Here is a 13,753-nt window from a genome sequence, read left to right on the forward strand (position 1 = left end):
TCAGTGCTCTCCCTGCCAGCTAAGAATGCGCGCCGATGGCGCCACCGGTTGCCAGATAGATAACGATGAGTTCATTTGCTTAGCCCGCACCGATAATGCGTAATTGTCATTCTGGTAGCGCGTAAATGCTGCGATTTCAGCGGCCGGCACTAACACCGTGATACCGGCAAACGCATGACCGTAGTCACCGTCCGTTGCGCCCAAATCAAAGATCGATAAGTTGCTGAAGGTGTGCTGTCGAACATCACCCTGCTGGCTGTCTTCGGCGAAGGTGATATCCACTCGGTCACCGACCGCCAGTAAGCCATTGTGGCGAGCAACGTCGGTTGCCGGTAACGTAACCGCAAAATGGTCAGCCGGGAGCTGCCGGCTTAAACCGGCAAAGTTGTTGCTGATGAGCATGGCTTCAGTCATCGGCTCACCCTGTTGAACATCGTACTTGAGCCGTTGCCCCAGCAGTCCGGCAACCTGTTGTTGTGACAACCATTGCGAGCTGATTAGGTGTTCAGGAAATTCACGTAGCGCCAACGCATCGGCAAATACCTGTTCATCGGCCTGCATCGCGCGTGCAAATACCACCACCGCAATCCCTTCGGGCTCGGCCTCGGCGAGCCGCCGCTGCGTTTCTTCGGACAGGTACTTTTGTAAAAATAACAAGGTCAGTGCCGTCATCACCAAACTGATGATCAATATCGCCGCCCATTTTAACTTTCCGGTCACAACCCACTCCCTGGCGCTAAACCAATGTAGTTAAAAATAAAATGATAATGCTCGATAACCCGCACGCCCCACTCACGCAACTGCTCGATGAGGTTGAGCTGGCGTTCGCTCAACCATAAAATCGTGCTCAGTGCCAGTCCTACCAGCAACCACTCAACCGTGGCCTGCCCTGTCTGATACCTCATCGCAATAGCGTCACAAAGGTCCAGTCACCGTGCTGACTAAACACCAGCCGACCATCGTTGTCTTTTAATAGCCATAGGTCATCCTCCTGCTCAAGGGTCTTAATCTCTGCAATCCGCTGCGCCAGCCGGAACCTTAATTGACGCTGCAAACGCGGCATCGGTTTGTTGGAAAAATACAGGTAAACTTCGCTGCCGTTACTCTCACTCACACTGAGTAAATCCAGCCCCAAGGGCAGCGGTGAGTCGCGCTCGACAACCGGGTTAACGACCGGCATTAACACCCACTGGCCGCTGCTGTATTCAAGAAAGGTCCAGCGCCTGCCAGCAATTTCGCAAAGCCAAAAGTTACTCAGTTTCTGTTCAGTGCATTGGGGATACCAGCGCTGCAGTAACGTCCAGTCCGGTTGCTGCGGCTCAATTAAGCGATACGCCGTGGTTGCCGCGAAAACCCGCACTTCAAGCGGTTGCCACTGCCACTGTTCAAAGCCCGCAGGAATGTCCATTCTCATACCTCATGTTATTCAGCCTAACGATACGGAATTTGTGTGAGTGCCCGTTCCGGCACCACATCAGCATCAACGTGCCCGAAGATTAACGAGTCAGAAGCAAGTTCCTTAGCGATTGGTAGCCAGCCCAAACCGTCTTGCACAACGGTAACCACCCGGTTCGATAACAGTGAATTCAACACAAACAAAGCCGGCCTTGATTGCAGTTGCTCAGCTCGAGTGGGTGACCAGGCATCGGTAATGCGAGCCATCGGGTAATCAGCCGCCTCGGTTTGCTCGTCAGCGGCGACAGACGTGCGCAGATTATTGGTGTCAAAGTCCAGCTCAACCAAATTACTGAGTGAACTGAGTACGCGTCCGCTGGCACGGGCAGAAGGATAGTCATCCGTCGTCTGTGTCACTTCCGGATCCGCCGTTCGAGCCCAAATGGCGTGCCGTTGCGCCGTTAACGCCGCTTCATTATTGTGCGCCGCTGGCATCAGTTGTTGCTGCAGCATCAACACGACCAGCAGCATCAGCGTTAGGCCGATAACGGCTTCGATCAGGACCTGTCCCTTAGCCATTGCGAGCCCACTCCTTGGCGGCAATCGCCGCTTTATCGACGTTGCTCAACGGCACCAGGTTCGGTTCCCACAGGGCGTTAAATAAATTGTCGCTTTCGAATTGTCGATCGCCCCGCGGAAACAAGGATAACGGGCGCGAAAAGCGGACTTCGGCCCGCGCGTGAGCAACCTGCCCCGTTGCCTTATCGCGGATACCGACCACTAACGCATTGGCACCATATTTTTTATGATTTCGCAAGGTTAAATAGTGAAACGATGGTATCGCCACTCGATAGCTTTTCATGGATGCCCAGGCCAGGTCGGTCACCTGCTTGTTGAGACTGAACGCATCACCATAGACGGTATGATGGCCGCGGCTCGCCCAATAACGGCGATAACTCGCCCTGGCACCCCAGCCAATTGGCGCAACAATGTAATCGCGATGAAAAACCTTTAAATGGACCGCAACCGAGTCAATGGCATTCCAATTCCAGATGCCATTTGCGAGGGTTTCCAGTTCATTGCCGCCGGCCTTGACGACTTTGGTATTCATTATTTCTAACCAGCGATAGCTGCGTGACGTGGTAAAAGGGTCACGACTGCGCAGAACCAGTTGCTTAAAAAAATTGGAGTCGCTGCGTTTACGAGTAGAACGGGTATTGGTCATACTGACCCACAGCGCCGGAAAAGGCACCATGCTTCCGCCCTGGAACGCATCCCAGTCCAGCTCGGGGTCATGCTTTTCGATCACCGCCCGAATCGACAGCCAGGTTTCCGCTATCATAGCCGCTTCCAGTGCCACTAAGGCCAGCGAAATTGCTTTAATAACCGCCGCATGAAACAGCAACAACTTTTCGATGATCGGATCAACGACGTCGTCAACCCGTGACATCGCCCGCATCAACGCCATCATGAACCCCTGAACTCCCGGAATCCACATCATTAACAGCGCGGTATTGAAGACCGCTTGTTTTGCCATCATTAACCAGCTCGCTAAACCAACCCATTGCGCAACCGCCACTTGATTGGCGATTAATGCCCGGTTCAGCACCGCCGATACATTGAACTGACGTGCCATCAGCGTTGCACCGCTGTATGCCGCGTTATCGGCAACGGTTTGTAAATACCACTGCCGGCGCGCATGCTCGCCCATCCGTGATGTCGCCATCAGCATCAACACCATTAAAAACACAGCGGCGGCCATCACCGTCAGTGTCTGACCGCGCTGCTGTTGTTGCCGGGCTCTAAAGCGGAACAACTACTGGTTTCCTTGTTCGGTTGCTTCGTCGTAATTGCCCAGATTAATGTCCTGGTTAGCATTAGTGGCAGCGGAACGCGACGACTGGCGCGCCCGATTTAACTGCTGACTGGAGGACTGACCGGTCATTTCCTGAGCCAGACCGGCAACCTGGTTACGGATTGATTTACCAAACAACGAGTAGACACCAATTGCAGCAACCGCAATCAATGCAACAATAATGATGTATTCGGTCATGCCCTGACCGGCAATACGACGAAGAGAGATAGGTTGAGTAAGCATAAGCGGCCTCCTGATAGGCTACGTTGAGAAAACGCAGAGTATAGGAGGCCGTTTTAGGGAGCGTGATCGATGTCGTCGATCACTTACTCGATATTCAGATATTTATGCATCTGCACGGACAGGCGCCAGTTACGCTCAATACAGGTTCGCATCGCAAGCTCGGTTGCCCGCGGCCGCTGACTGATGGGCTGAAGGCAGATTTGTACGTCATCACGCAGCGAATTTTGCGCCAATAGCCTATCCAACGCGTCAATATGTTTCTGCATCGCAATGGGGTGTTTGATTTCATTAGCCCGCGCCATACAATCGGGCCGAACCAAATAACCGCCGGGCATATCGAGCTTCGGCGATACCGTTACCCAGGTCGCTGCTGTGACCTGTAGGGTAAAGGTACCGCTGGTCTCGATCTGCAACCGCATGCCCTGCGCCTCTAACGTTTCGCCCAGCGGCTGTAGATCGAACATGGCCGGTTCACCGCCGGTAATCACAACATGACGGGCATGGTAACCCTGCTGTTGTATCAGCGCCAGAATGTCGTCCGGCGTCATCGCCGCCCATTGTGGCGAAGCCGAGGTTTTCGCCATCATGGTGGCAATACTAACCTCATCCTCCGCTCGCGTTTCCCAGGTATGTTGCGTATCACACCAGGGGCAACCGACCGGGCAACCCTGCAGACGGATGAAAATAGAAGGCACACCGGTAAAGGTTCCCTCGCCTTGTAACGTTTCAAAAATTTCGTTGATGCGGTATGTCATAGCTTTGGTTAGAATGAATGGCTGCGCAATTATAACTGAGAGGTAGGAAATGTCGCAAAAAGTCGTAGTTATTTATTCTGGGGGCATGGATTCTTACACCGTACTGAATAAGGCCATTGAACAGGGTCATGAGGTCTTAGCACTGTCCTTTAACTACGGACAGAGACACGTGAAAGAGCTTGATGTTGCTGCCAACGTCTGTAAAAACCTCGGCATAACGCACAAAGTTGTCGACATTACTGCCATCAATGGCCTGCTCGCGGGCAGCTCGCTAACCGACGATATCGACATTCCCGAGGGTCACTACGAGGAAGCGTCGATGAAGTCAACGGTAGTCCCCAACCGCAACATGATTCTGCTGTCACTGGCGATTGGTTACGCGGTATCCGTTGAGGCGACCGCGGTCTACTATGGCGCACATTCGGGCGACCACGCCATTTACCCCGACTGTCGGCCGGAGTTTGTGCGCCAGATGAATGTCGTCAGTAAACTGGCAAACTACGAACCGGTAGAGGTTGTCGCGCCTTACCTGGACCAGGATAAAAACGACATTCTGGCTGACGGCTTGCGCATGGGACTGGACTACAGCAACACCTGGACCTGTTATAACGGCCGCGATAAAGCCTGTGGTAAGTGTGGAGCTTGTATTGAACGACTGCAGGCATTCGCAGCGAATCAACAACGCGATCCGCTGCCTTACGAGGTATCAGTCAGCTAAATACTGTTGCGCACGCTGCCAGCGTGGCGTGCGTTGCAGTTCCTCCAAATTAGGCCGAGTACCACTCATCAACATCCGTTGAAAGCGCGTCGCACTGTGTGCCCCGGTCGCAGCCAGCGGTTCACTCAGCAATGCGCTCGCGGCGGCTCTGTCGTTACACACCAAAATCATGTCGCAACCGGCGTTGAGCGCGGCATCCGCCCGTGCTTTCATGGTGCCCGCTACCGTTGCCCCCTGCATGGACAGATCGTCACTGAAAATCATGCCGTCAAAGCCCAATTGGGTGCGCAATACCTGCTGTAACCAATAGCTGGAAAAACCCGCGGGCTTATCATCGAGTTCAGGGTAAATAACGTGTGCCGGCATGACGCCTTGCAGTTTTTTTGCCAGCACCCGAAACGGTGGAATGTCCGTTGCGAAAATGGTGGCTTTATCCCGTTCATCAACCGGGATAGCGATATGCGAGTCCGCCTGCACCGAGCCATGGCCGGGAAAATGCTTACCGGTTGCCGCCATGCCTGCTTCATGCATGCCGGCAATAAACTCAGCCGCCAGCCGTGTTACGTCCTGCGGATTATCGGCAAAAGCGCGATCACCAATCACATCACTGCAGGCGTTAATGTCCAGCACCGGCGCAAAACTGATGTCAATGCCCACCGCCTGAACTTCCATTGCCATTAGCCAACCTAGCTCGCGCCCCGCCTGTGCCTGCTCTGCCGGATCGGTAAACCGTTGCGCTATCGATGCCATCGGTGGAATCGCACTAAAGCCGTCGCGAAACCGTTGTACCCGCCCGCCTTCATGATCGACGGCGATCAACAGCGGCTTTTGCGCCACCTGTCGAGCCTCATGACAAAGACTCTGCAACTGTTCAGGTGACTGAAAGTTGCGGGTAAACAAAATTAACCCATTCACATCCGAATGAGCTAATAAGGCACGATCGTCGGCACTCAACTCAGTGCCCGCCACATCGATCATTACTTGCGCCATGATGAAGTCCTGTTGTTTTTGTTGATGCCGCTAGTGTGCCAGACAACGTAAATTTGGCCAGTACACTGTTGAATTTTTTTCAGTTGGTTTACTCTAACCCTTAATTGACAAAAAAATAACATTTGGGTGCCCTATGAACATAACACGCTCAACACTTGCCGTTGCGTTAGCAACCACGCTGGCCGCCTGCGGCGGTTCATCTGACGCCGGTACGACCGGTAGCAACAATAACGATGACGGCTTTGCAAGCTGTTCAATTCCGGATCAAAACCAACGTTTTTTCGAGTACATGAAAGACGATTATTTTTGGGCCGATCAGTTACCGCAGCAGTTGGATCCTGAAGCTTTCGATGACGTTTATGCGGTGTTGGAAGAGCTGCGTGTTCCTGAAGACACTTACAGCTACATATTGACCGAGGAAGAGTACGAGTCGCTGTTTGTTAATGCCGAATACGCCGGCTTTGGCTTCTCGCAGCAACAGGTCAGTGCCACAGAGATCAAATTGCGGTTGGTCTACCGTGATTCGCCGGCGTGGGAGGCCGGTATGCGGCGGGCCGACAGCATCATCGCGATTGATGGAGTACCGACCAGCGAGCTATTGGCCAATGGTACCTACAATGAGGCACTGGGCGAGCCGGAAGTCGGTGTCACCCGTGATATCAGCTGGCGCAATCCGGCGGGCGAGGAATTTACCGCAACCATCAGCAAAGATCAGGTGGCAACCAATACCGTCATGGGCGCTCAGGTATGGGACATAAACCAACAACCGGTCGGCTATTTTACCCTCGACAGCTTTATTAACCGCACCGGCGATGATTTAAATGAGGCTTTCAATGATTTCGCGACAGCGGGCGTGCGCGAACTGGTCATCGATGTTCGCTATAACGGCGGCGGCCTCATTCGCTATGCCAACCAGACGGCTACGCAAACCGCCGGTACCCATGTGCAAGGTAAAACCTTTGTTGAATACCGTTTTAACGAGCAAAACCGTAATCAAAATGAAGCCGTCCCCTTCAGTCTGGTCGATGGTATCGAACAGCTCGATCTGGACAGTGTCATTGTCTTAACCACCGGTGCCAGTTGCTCATCATCAGAGCTGATCATTAATTCGCTAAAACCTCATATCGATGTCACCGTCATTGGCAACCGCACCTGTGGTAAACCGGTTGGTCAGGTGCCCGAACAACTGTGTGACAAAGTCACCTTTGCGATTAACTTTGAAACCGTTAACTCTGAGGGCGATGGGCGCTACTTTGACGGCATTGCGCCGACCTGTCCGGTGCAGGATCGCATCGTTGCCGATTGGGGTAGCTTTGACGACCCACTGACGGCAGCGGCGCGGAATTATCTGGAAACCGGGAACTGTCCGGTCAGCTCGTCTGCTCAAGCCTTGCTGCAACCATCGGCGGATGATTTTGTGCCGCAACAGCCGGTGTTTTATAACCTCAAACAAAAACGCGCCTCGTTACAATAACGAAGCGCGTTGATACTGCCGTAGTTCGGCGTTCATTAATCGCGAACTGCGGCTTTTCTCAGTTCACCCTTGGTGGTGTAAAACTGGTTGTGCTCAAGAATGCCCGGCGCAAAGCTGTCGACACCGATAGCGGTTAACCGCAGTCGTTCCGTTTTCGCAAGCTCGGCGGCGGTATCTTTATCCACTAAACCTTTTTCCAGGGCTGTATCCGCCAGTTCCTGACCGTTCAGGTTTGCCGACAATTCACCGCGTTTTTGTGCTTTACGCAGGGTTTTATAGACATCCTTCATTTTCAACATGGCAAGGAACGCCATTTCCATGTGGCCGGTTGGATCACTTTCTTCTTCTTTCCAGAAACACAGGAAGGTATGACGGTCACGGGTAACGCCCGGCTTCATCATATCGGTACTGATGTTCTGTAGTAATTCATCCGACGGCTCGCCAAAATGATTACCCAGCGGGAATACCAACGCCCGCATCGCCACGGCAACCACGCGGTTAGGGAAGTTACGCAGGAAGCCATCAAAGGCATAGCCGATTTTATGCAGATGCTGCTGTACCGCATAATGCACGTACGGCAAATCAGCCGCCTGACGGCCTTCGTCTTCAAACCGTTTTAATACGGCCGAGGCCATATACAGGTGGCTGAGGATGTCTCCCAAACGCGCCGAGATCATTTCTTTGCGCTTCAAGTCGCCACCGAGCATTAACATCGACACATCCGAAACCATCGCCAGAGCTCGGCTCATGCGTGTCAGATGCTGATAGTAGCGAGCAGTTTCGCCACTCACCGGTGTCTCATTAAAGCGCGAACCGGTTAAGCCCATCCAGAGGCTGCCAAAAACGTTGCTGACGGCAAATTTAATGTGCTTCACCAACAACTTATCGAAATCACGCATACCCTGTTCTTCATCGGGGTTAGCCGCGGCTTTCATTTCTTCCAGCACATAGGGGTGACAACGGGTTGCGCCCTGGCCGAAGATCATCAGATTACGGGTAAGGATGTTGGCACCTTCTACCGTAATCGATACCGGCGTCGCCATGTAGCTGTGCCCAAGGTAGTTGTGTGGCCCCAGTTGAATGCCTTTACCGGCATGGATATCCATCGCATGTTCCATCACCTCACGACCCATCTCGGTCATATGGTACTTGGTCATTGCGGTGACCACCGACGGGCTTTTACCCTGACACAGGGCATTGATGGTAAGCCGGCGCATGGACTCAAGGGTGTAATTGGTACCGCCGATTTTACCCATCGACGCCTGTACCCCTTCAAACACCCCGATTGGCAAGCCAAACTGCTGACGCACATAAGCGTAGGCGCCGGTCATTCGCTGCGTCACGTGACCAGAAGCCGCTGCCAGAGCCGGTAATGAGATACCGCGGCCCGCTGACAAACATTCCACCAGCATGCGCCAGCCTTTGCCGGCGTAATCAACACCACCGATGATCCAGTCAAGTGGAATAAAAACATCTTTGCCATAGGTCGTGCCGTTCAAAAACGCTTGGTTCAGCGGGAAGTGACGATCACCAATTTCAACCCCATCGTGGTCGGTCGGGATCAGCGCACAGGTAATACCCAGCTCTTTTTTATCGCCCAGTAACGCTTCCGGGTCGTACAGTTTAAACGCCAGCCCAAGTACCGTCGCAGCGGGTGCCAGGGTGATATAACGCTTGGACCAGTTAAGCCGTATACCGACCACTTCTTCGCCATTATGCTGGCCCTTACAAATGATCCCTTCATCAGGAATAGCACCGGCATCAGAACCGGCTTCCGGTCCGGTCAGCGCGAAGCAAGGAATATCGGTGCCATCAGCAAGACGCGGCAACCAATACTGCTGTTGTTCTTTCGTACCATAATGGGTCAGTAGCTCACCCGGCCCCAACGAGTTGGGTACCATAACCGTGACCGCCGCGCTGATTGAGCGCGTCGCAATGCGCGAGACGATATACGAGTTGGCGGCCGGTGAAAACTCCAGACCACCGAACTCTTTGCCAATGATCATCGCAAAAAACCGTTCCTTGCGCAGGTAATCCCACACCGCTTTCGGCAAATCGCGGTCTTGCTGGACGATTTTAAAGTCGTCCAGCATATCCAGTAACGTCGCTAGCTGATTATCGACAAAATCCTGCTCAGCCTGAGTCAGCTTCGGTTCTGGCATATCCAGCAATTTCTGCCAATCCGGACGGCCACTGAATAAGTCACCGTCCCACCAGACATCACCGGCTTCCATCGCTTCGCGTTCGGTGTCCGAAAGTGGTGGTAAAATCCTTTTAAACAAACCAAATACTGGTTTGGTAATAAGGCTGCGTCGGATTTCTCCAACCGCCAGTACAATCACCAGCAATACAATCAATAAAATGATAATTTCCATGGTTTTCTCCAGCTAACCATCCATAAACAGAGTGTAGAACAGCAACCCCGGCTTTGCTTAGCCATCAAGTTGACTGTCCAGGCCTCCGGCAATAAAAACAATTAAGTGATCAATAACGGTCTGAATGTCGGCGTCCTCGTCGAACTCCGCTTGTGCAATTTCAATCAGTGCTTGTCCAGACACCTGAGCAAACACGGTTGCACCCAGCACAAAGTGAAGGCGCCAGAACATATCTTGTTCGGTCAGTTTGGGGTTGGCTCGATGCAACAGCGCCAGCAAGTGCTGCAGTACATCGCCGAAGGCCGATTGGGTGTAACGACGAAGGTGACCCTGAGTCTCAGAATACGCAAATCCGAGCAGGCGCAGAAAGTGCTCAGTACCACGCTTGTGCACCTGGGTTAAGCTTACCAGTGGCGCTTTAAAGCTCTCAAACACCGCCAGGCTGTCGATCGATGGCCGCTCATCCAACTGTTTCAGCTCCGCCTCCAGCGCCGGCATAAACACGTTCATGTAACGTGCCACCACCGCTTGAATCAAAGCCTTTTTTGAGCCAAAGTGATAGTTGACCGAGGCCAGGTTAACGTTCGCTTCCTGGGTAATCTGGCGTAATGAGGTTTGTTCGAAACCTTCCCGCGCGAACAACGTTTCCGCCGCATCAAGAATACGTTTCTGGGTAGAGGTTTTTGATTTTCGGGTTCGGGTGACCGTTTCAGACATAGGTATAAACGCATATTTTAAACATGCGTTTAATTTAATTCAGTTCGTTTCAGCGATCAAGTGTTCGCTGAAACTATTTATCCGCGTTTTGACTTAACCCAGCCATACATCAAGAAACAGCATCACCACCAACCCCAGCATTAACCCAAAGCTGGCACGGGAATGGTGACCCTCGCGGTGCGTTTCGGGAATGATTTCATGGCTGATGACAAAAATCATCGCACCGGCAGACACCAATAATCCCCACGGCAGAAACCATTCGGCAATGCCGACAAACCAGCCGCCGATGACACCGCCGAGGGGTTCTACGGCACCGGTTAATCCTGCCACCACAAACGCCTGCCAACGGCTGTAACCCAGTGCCAGTAACGCTAACGCGACCGCCAGACCCTCCGGCACGTTTTGTAGACCAATCCCCGAAGCAATCGCAACGGTGGCATCACGATCGCCGCCAGCGGCGGTAATCCCCACGGCCAACCCTTCCGGTATGTTATGAATGGTAATGGCAATAATGAACAGCCATAGCCGACTTAAACGCCGCGCCACCGGGCCTTCTGCACCTTTGACAAAATGTTCATGCGGGACACTGCGATCAATCGCGCCAATCAGTAACGCGCCGATAATAATACCGGCAACCGCAATGGACGGCGGTACCAGGCCACTGCCATATTGTTGTTCGGCAATATCCAGTGCCGGTACAATCAGCGAAAAGAATGAGGCCGCCAGCATCACGCCGGCCGCGAACCCTAACAGGGCGTTGGTGTTGCGTTCATCGGGACGCCAGCCGATCAGCACCGGTGCCGCGCCAACCGCCGTCATCGCGCCGCTCAACCCACTGACCAGTAATGCCGCCAGCCAACCGTCCATGAGCACTCCCGTTAATTAGTGACGCCAGTAATGGCGATGGAATAAAATCAATACTGTCATGATTTCCAGACGTCCGGCAAGCATCGCAAAAATCAGCAGAAATTTCGCGCCATCGGGTAACGGGAGAAAGTTGCCGCTGGGGCCGATGATGTCACCCAACGCCGGTCCCACGTTACTGACCGCTGATGCCGCGCCGGAAATGGCCGTCAGAAAGTCCAGGTCAAACAGTGACAAACCTAAAGCAATGGCTGCCACCAATAAAAAATAGGTGAAACAAAAAGCCACCATCGAACCCAACAACGAATCATTAACTCGCCGTTCCTGATACGTTTGTACCTGTACCAGGTTCGGATGGATCAATTGACTGAACTGACGCCGCAGCAGCAACTGTGATAACTGGAACCGAAAGATTTTCATGCCGCCGGCGGTCGAGCCGGTACAGCCACCGACAAACATCAGGTAAAAGAACAGCATCAGCGACCAACTGCCCCATTGACCGTAGTCTTCCGTTGCATAACCGGTGGTGGTGACCACCGATACCACATTAAACGCAGTATGCAGGAAAGCGTCCCCCGCCTCACGGCCTTTGGCAATTTGAATCAGAGCGATGGCGACAATCGCCAGCGTCAGGAAGATCAGAAACGCGCGCACCTGAGTGTCCTTGACCAGCGGCTCGTAGTCTTGCTTAAGTGCGCGGATATAAAGCACAAAAGGCAACGCCCCGGCCACCATAAACAGGGTACCGACCACAACCAGAAAGGCGTTATCGGCAAAATGCCCGAATGACGCATCGTAGTTAGAGAATCCAGCGGTACCAATGGTGGTCATGCCGTGCACGAACGCATCAAAAACGTTCATGCCACCGATTACGTAGAGCGCGATAACCAGCGCGGTCAGGAGCAGGTAAACCTTACCAATGGCCATCACCATCAGGCTTGAACGTGGCAGGAATTTACCCGACATATCCGAAGATTCCGCCTGGAACAGACGCATACCACCAACCTGCAGGAATGGTAGAATGGCCATTGCCATAACGATAATACCGATGCCACCAAGCCATTGCAGCATGCCCCGCCACAACAGCACCGACTTCGGCAGTGTATCCAGACCAACAATGACCGTGGCACCCGTGGTGGTGATGGCCGACATCGCTTCAAACCAAGCGTTGGTAAAATCCAGATAAGGCTGGGCGAAGATAAATGGCAGGGTGGCAAACAAACTGGCGCAAACCCAACACAGCGTGGTCAGCAAAAATACCTGCCGCGCGCGGAGCTTAGCATCACCGGTCTTCTGCGAATAGAGTACCAGCCCCAACACCAGGCCGATGATCGACAGCGTTAAATAGGTCCACTGATCTTTCTCGCCATGAAACACCGCCAGCACAAAAGGCGCCAGTAACGCCAATGACAATATGGCGATGAGCGCTCCAATGGCTTTTGCCAATAATTTAACCGCCTGCTGTGGGCGCAAGCGGTTGTCAGCAACGGTGGAGGCTTGTTGCATCATGGCCTGTTACGCTGAGGTATCAAGTTCGGTAAAGCTCTTGACCAGATCGTCAACCGCTTTCATTTGCTCCAGATACGGCTGTAAAGCATCCAGCGGCAACGCACAAGGTCCGTCACACTTCGCTTCGTTTGGGTTCGGATGCGCTTCAATAAACAACCCAGCGATACCAAGTGCCATCCCTGAACGCGCCAGTTGCGCGGCCTGAGCACGGCGACCATCGGCCGAATCACTGCGGCCGCCCGGACGCTGGAGTGCGTGGGTGGCGTCAAAAATGACCGGCGCCATCGACTTCATTTCATCCATGCCCAGCATATCAACCACCAAGTTGTTGTAGCCGAAGCAAGAACCGCGCTCGCACAACATCACTTGCTCGTTATTGGCTTCGCGGAACTTTTTCAAAATGTGCTTCATTTCGTGCGGCGCTAAAAACTGCGGCTTTTTCACGTTAATCATATTGCCGGTTTCTGCCATTGCCACCACAAGGTCCGTTTGCCGCGCCAAAAACGCCGGCAACTGCAGAATATCCACCACTTCAGCAACCGGCTTGGCCTGATGGGGTTCATGCACATCGGTGATCAACGGTACCCCAAATTCGCGTTTGATCTCTTCAAAAATACGCAACCCCTGCTCCAGGCCGGGGCCACGAAACGAATGAATGGAGGAACGGTTGGCTTTATCAAAGGATGCCTTAAACACGTAAGGAATGCCCAGTTTTTCAGTTACCTGAACGTAATGCTCCGCGATGCGCATCGCCAGATCACGAGATTCAAGCACGTTCATGCCACCAAACAAGACAAAAGGTTTGTCGTTTGCAATCTCGATGTTATTGAGCGTCAGTGATGTGATCATAGTTTTGGT

15 protein-coding genes are annotated in these 13,753 nt (G+C 53.0%); 2 read left to right on the plus strand and 13 right to left on the minus strand.

Annotated features, from left to right (window positions below):
* The 7 genes from cpaB to queE form a co-directional block, all read right to left on the minus strand.
* Complete coding sequence (cpaB, locus tag CWE23_RS01675; protein WP_105306079.1) at window positions 1-720, minus strand: Flp pilus assembly protein CpaB; 720 nt, start codon at window positions 718-720, stop codon at window positions 1-3.
* Window positions 717-905, minus strand: a complete 189-nt coding sequence (locus CWE23_RS01680; RefSeq protein WP_126819212.1) for a hypothetical protein — start codon at window positions 903-905, stop codon at window positions 717-719. The genes cpaB and CWE23_RS01680 overlap by 4 nt, the downstream gene beginning before the upstream one ends.
* A complete protein-coding gene (locus tag CWE23_RS01685; protein ID WP_126819213.1) occupies window positions 902-1,408 on the minus strand; it encodes a hypothetical protein in 507 nt (168 codons plus the stop codon). Before CWE23_RS01685 ends, CWE23_RS01680 begins: the two co-directional genes overlap by 4 nt.
* 23 nt (window positions 1,409-1,431) lie before the next feature.
* Window positions 1,432-1,974 carry a hypothetical protein gene (locus CWE23_RS01690; RefSeq protein WP_126819214.1) on the minus strand — a complete coding sequence of 181 codons (543 nt, stop codon included), beginning with the start codon at window positions 1,972-1,974 and terminating at the stop codon, window positions 1,432-1,434.
* Window positions 1,967-3,211, minus strand: a complete 1,245-nt coding sequence (locus tag CWE23_RS01695) for a pilus assembly protein TadG-related protein (RefSeq protein ID WP_126819215.1) — start codon at window positions 3,209-3,211, stop codon at window positions 1,967-1,969. The genes CWE23_RS01690 and CWE23_RS01695 overlap by 8 nt, the downstream gene beginning before the upstream one ends.
* Window positions 3,212-3,493 (minus strand): Flp family type IVb pilin, encoded by a 282-nt coding sequence (locus tag CWE23_RS01700; RefSeq protein ID WP_105306074.1) that lies wholly within the window; start codon window positions 3,491-3,493, stop codon window positions 3,212-3,214. It abuts the gene before it with no gap.
* Between the two features lie 83 nt (window positions 3,494-3,576).
* Complete coding sequence (gene queE, locus CWE23_RS01705) at window positions 3,577-4,248, minus strand: 7-carboxy-7-deazaguanine synthase QueE (protein ID WP_126819216.1); 672 nt, start codon at window positions 4,246-4,248, stop codon at window positions 3,577-3,579.
* Window positions 4,249-4,297: 49 nt separating this feature from the next.
* Between queE and queC the strand changes: the two genes are divergently transcribed.
* Window positions 4,298-4,966, plus strand: a complete 669-nt coding sequence (gene queC, locus CWE23_RS01710; protein WP_105306072.1) for a 7-cyano-7-deazaguanine synthase QueC — start codon at window positions 4,298-4,300, stop codon at window positions 4,964-4,966.
* Here the strand turns inward: queC and nagZ are convergent.
* Complete coding sequence (gene nagZ, locus CWE23_RS01715) at window positions 4,955-5,956, minus strand: beta-N-acetylhexosaminidase (protein WP_126819217.1); 1,002 nt, start codon at window positions 5,954-5,956, stop codon at window positions 4,955-4,957. The two genes, queC and nagZ, sit on opposite strands and share 12 nt — an antisense overlap.
* 133 nt (window positions 5,957-6,089) lie before the next feature.
* Here nagZ and CWE23_RS01720 point away from each other — a divergent pair, with 133 nt between their 5' ends.
* Window positions 6,090-7,430 (plus strand): S41 family peptidase, encoded by a 1,341-nt coding sequence (locus CWE23_RS01720; RefSeq protein WP_126819218.1) that lies wholly within the window; start codon window positions 6,090-6,092, stop codon window positions 7,428-7,430.
* Between the two features lie 35 nt (window positions 7,431-7,465).
* On the opposite strand, the gene CWE23_RS01725 is transcribed toward CWE23_RS01720, so the two are convergent.
* The 5 genes from CWE23_RS01725 to kdsA form a co-directional block, all read right to left on the minus strand.
* Window positions 7,466-9,805 (minus strand): acyl-CoA dehydrogenase, encoded by a 2,340-nt coding sequence (locus tag CWE23_RS01725; RefSeq protein WP_105306069.1) that lies wholly within the window; start codon window positions 9,803-9,805, stop codon window positions 7,466-7,468.
* A 57-nt stretch (window positions 9,806-9,862) separates the two neighbouring features.
* Entirely contained in the window at window positions 9,863-10,522 is a 660-nt protein-coding gene (locus tag CWE23_RS01730) for a TetR/AcrR family transcriptional regulator (protein ID WP_105306068.1), read from the minus strand.
* A gap of 93 nt (window positions 10,523-10,615) precedes the next feature.
* On the minus strand, window positions 10,616-11,389 hold the full coding sequence (locus tag CWE23_RS01735; RefSeq protein WP_105306067.1) for a ZIP family metal transporter: 774 nt from the start codon (window positions 11,387-11,389) through the stop codon (window positions 10,616-10,618).
* A gap of 15 nt (window positions 11,390-11,404) precedes the next feature.
* Window positions 11,405-12,895 carry a TrkH family potassium uptake protein gene (locus CWE23_RS01740; RefSeq protein WP_241970506.1) on the minus strand — a complete coding sequence of 497 codons (1,491 nt, stop codon included), beginning with the start codon at window positions 12,893-12,895 and terminating at the stop codon, window positions 11,405-11,407.
* Between the two features lie 6 nt (window positions 12,896-12,901).
* Window positions 12,902-13,744, minus strand: a complete 843-nt coding sequence (gene kdsA, locus CWE23_RS01745; RefSeq protein WP_105306065.1) for a 3-deoxy-8-phosphooctulonate synthase — start codon at window positions 13,742-13,744, stop codon at window positions 12,902-12,904.
* Window positions 13,745-13,753: the final 9 nt, after the last annotated feature.

It is taken from the genome of Idiomarina aquatica (assembly GCF_003987185.1).
Taxonomy (GTDB): Bacteria; Pseudomonadota; Gammaproteobacteria; order Enterobacterales; family Alteromonadaceae; genus Idiomarina; species Idiomarina aquatica.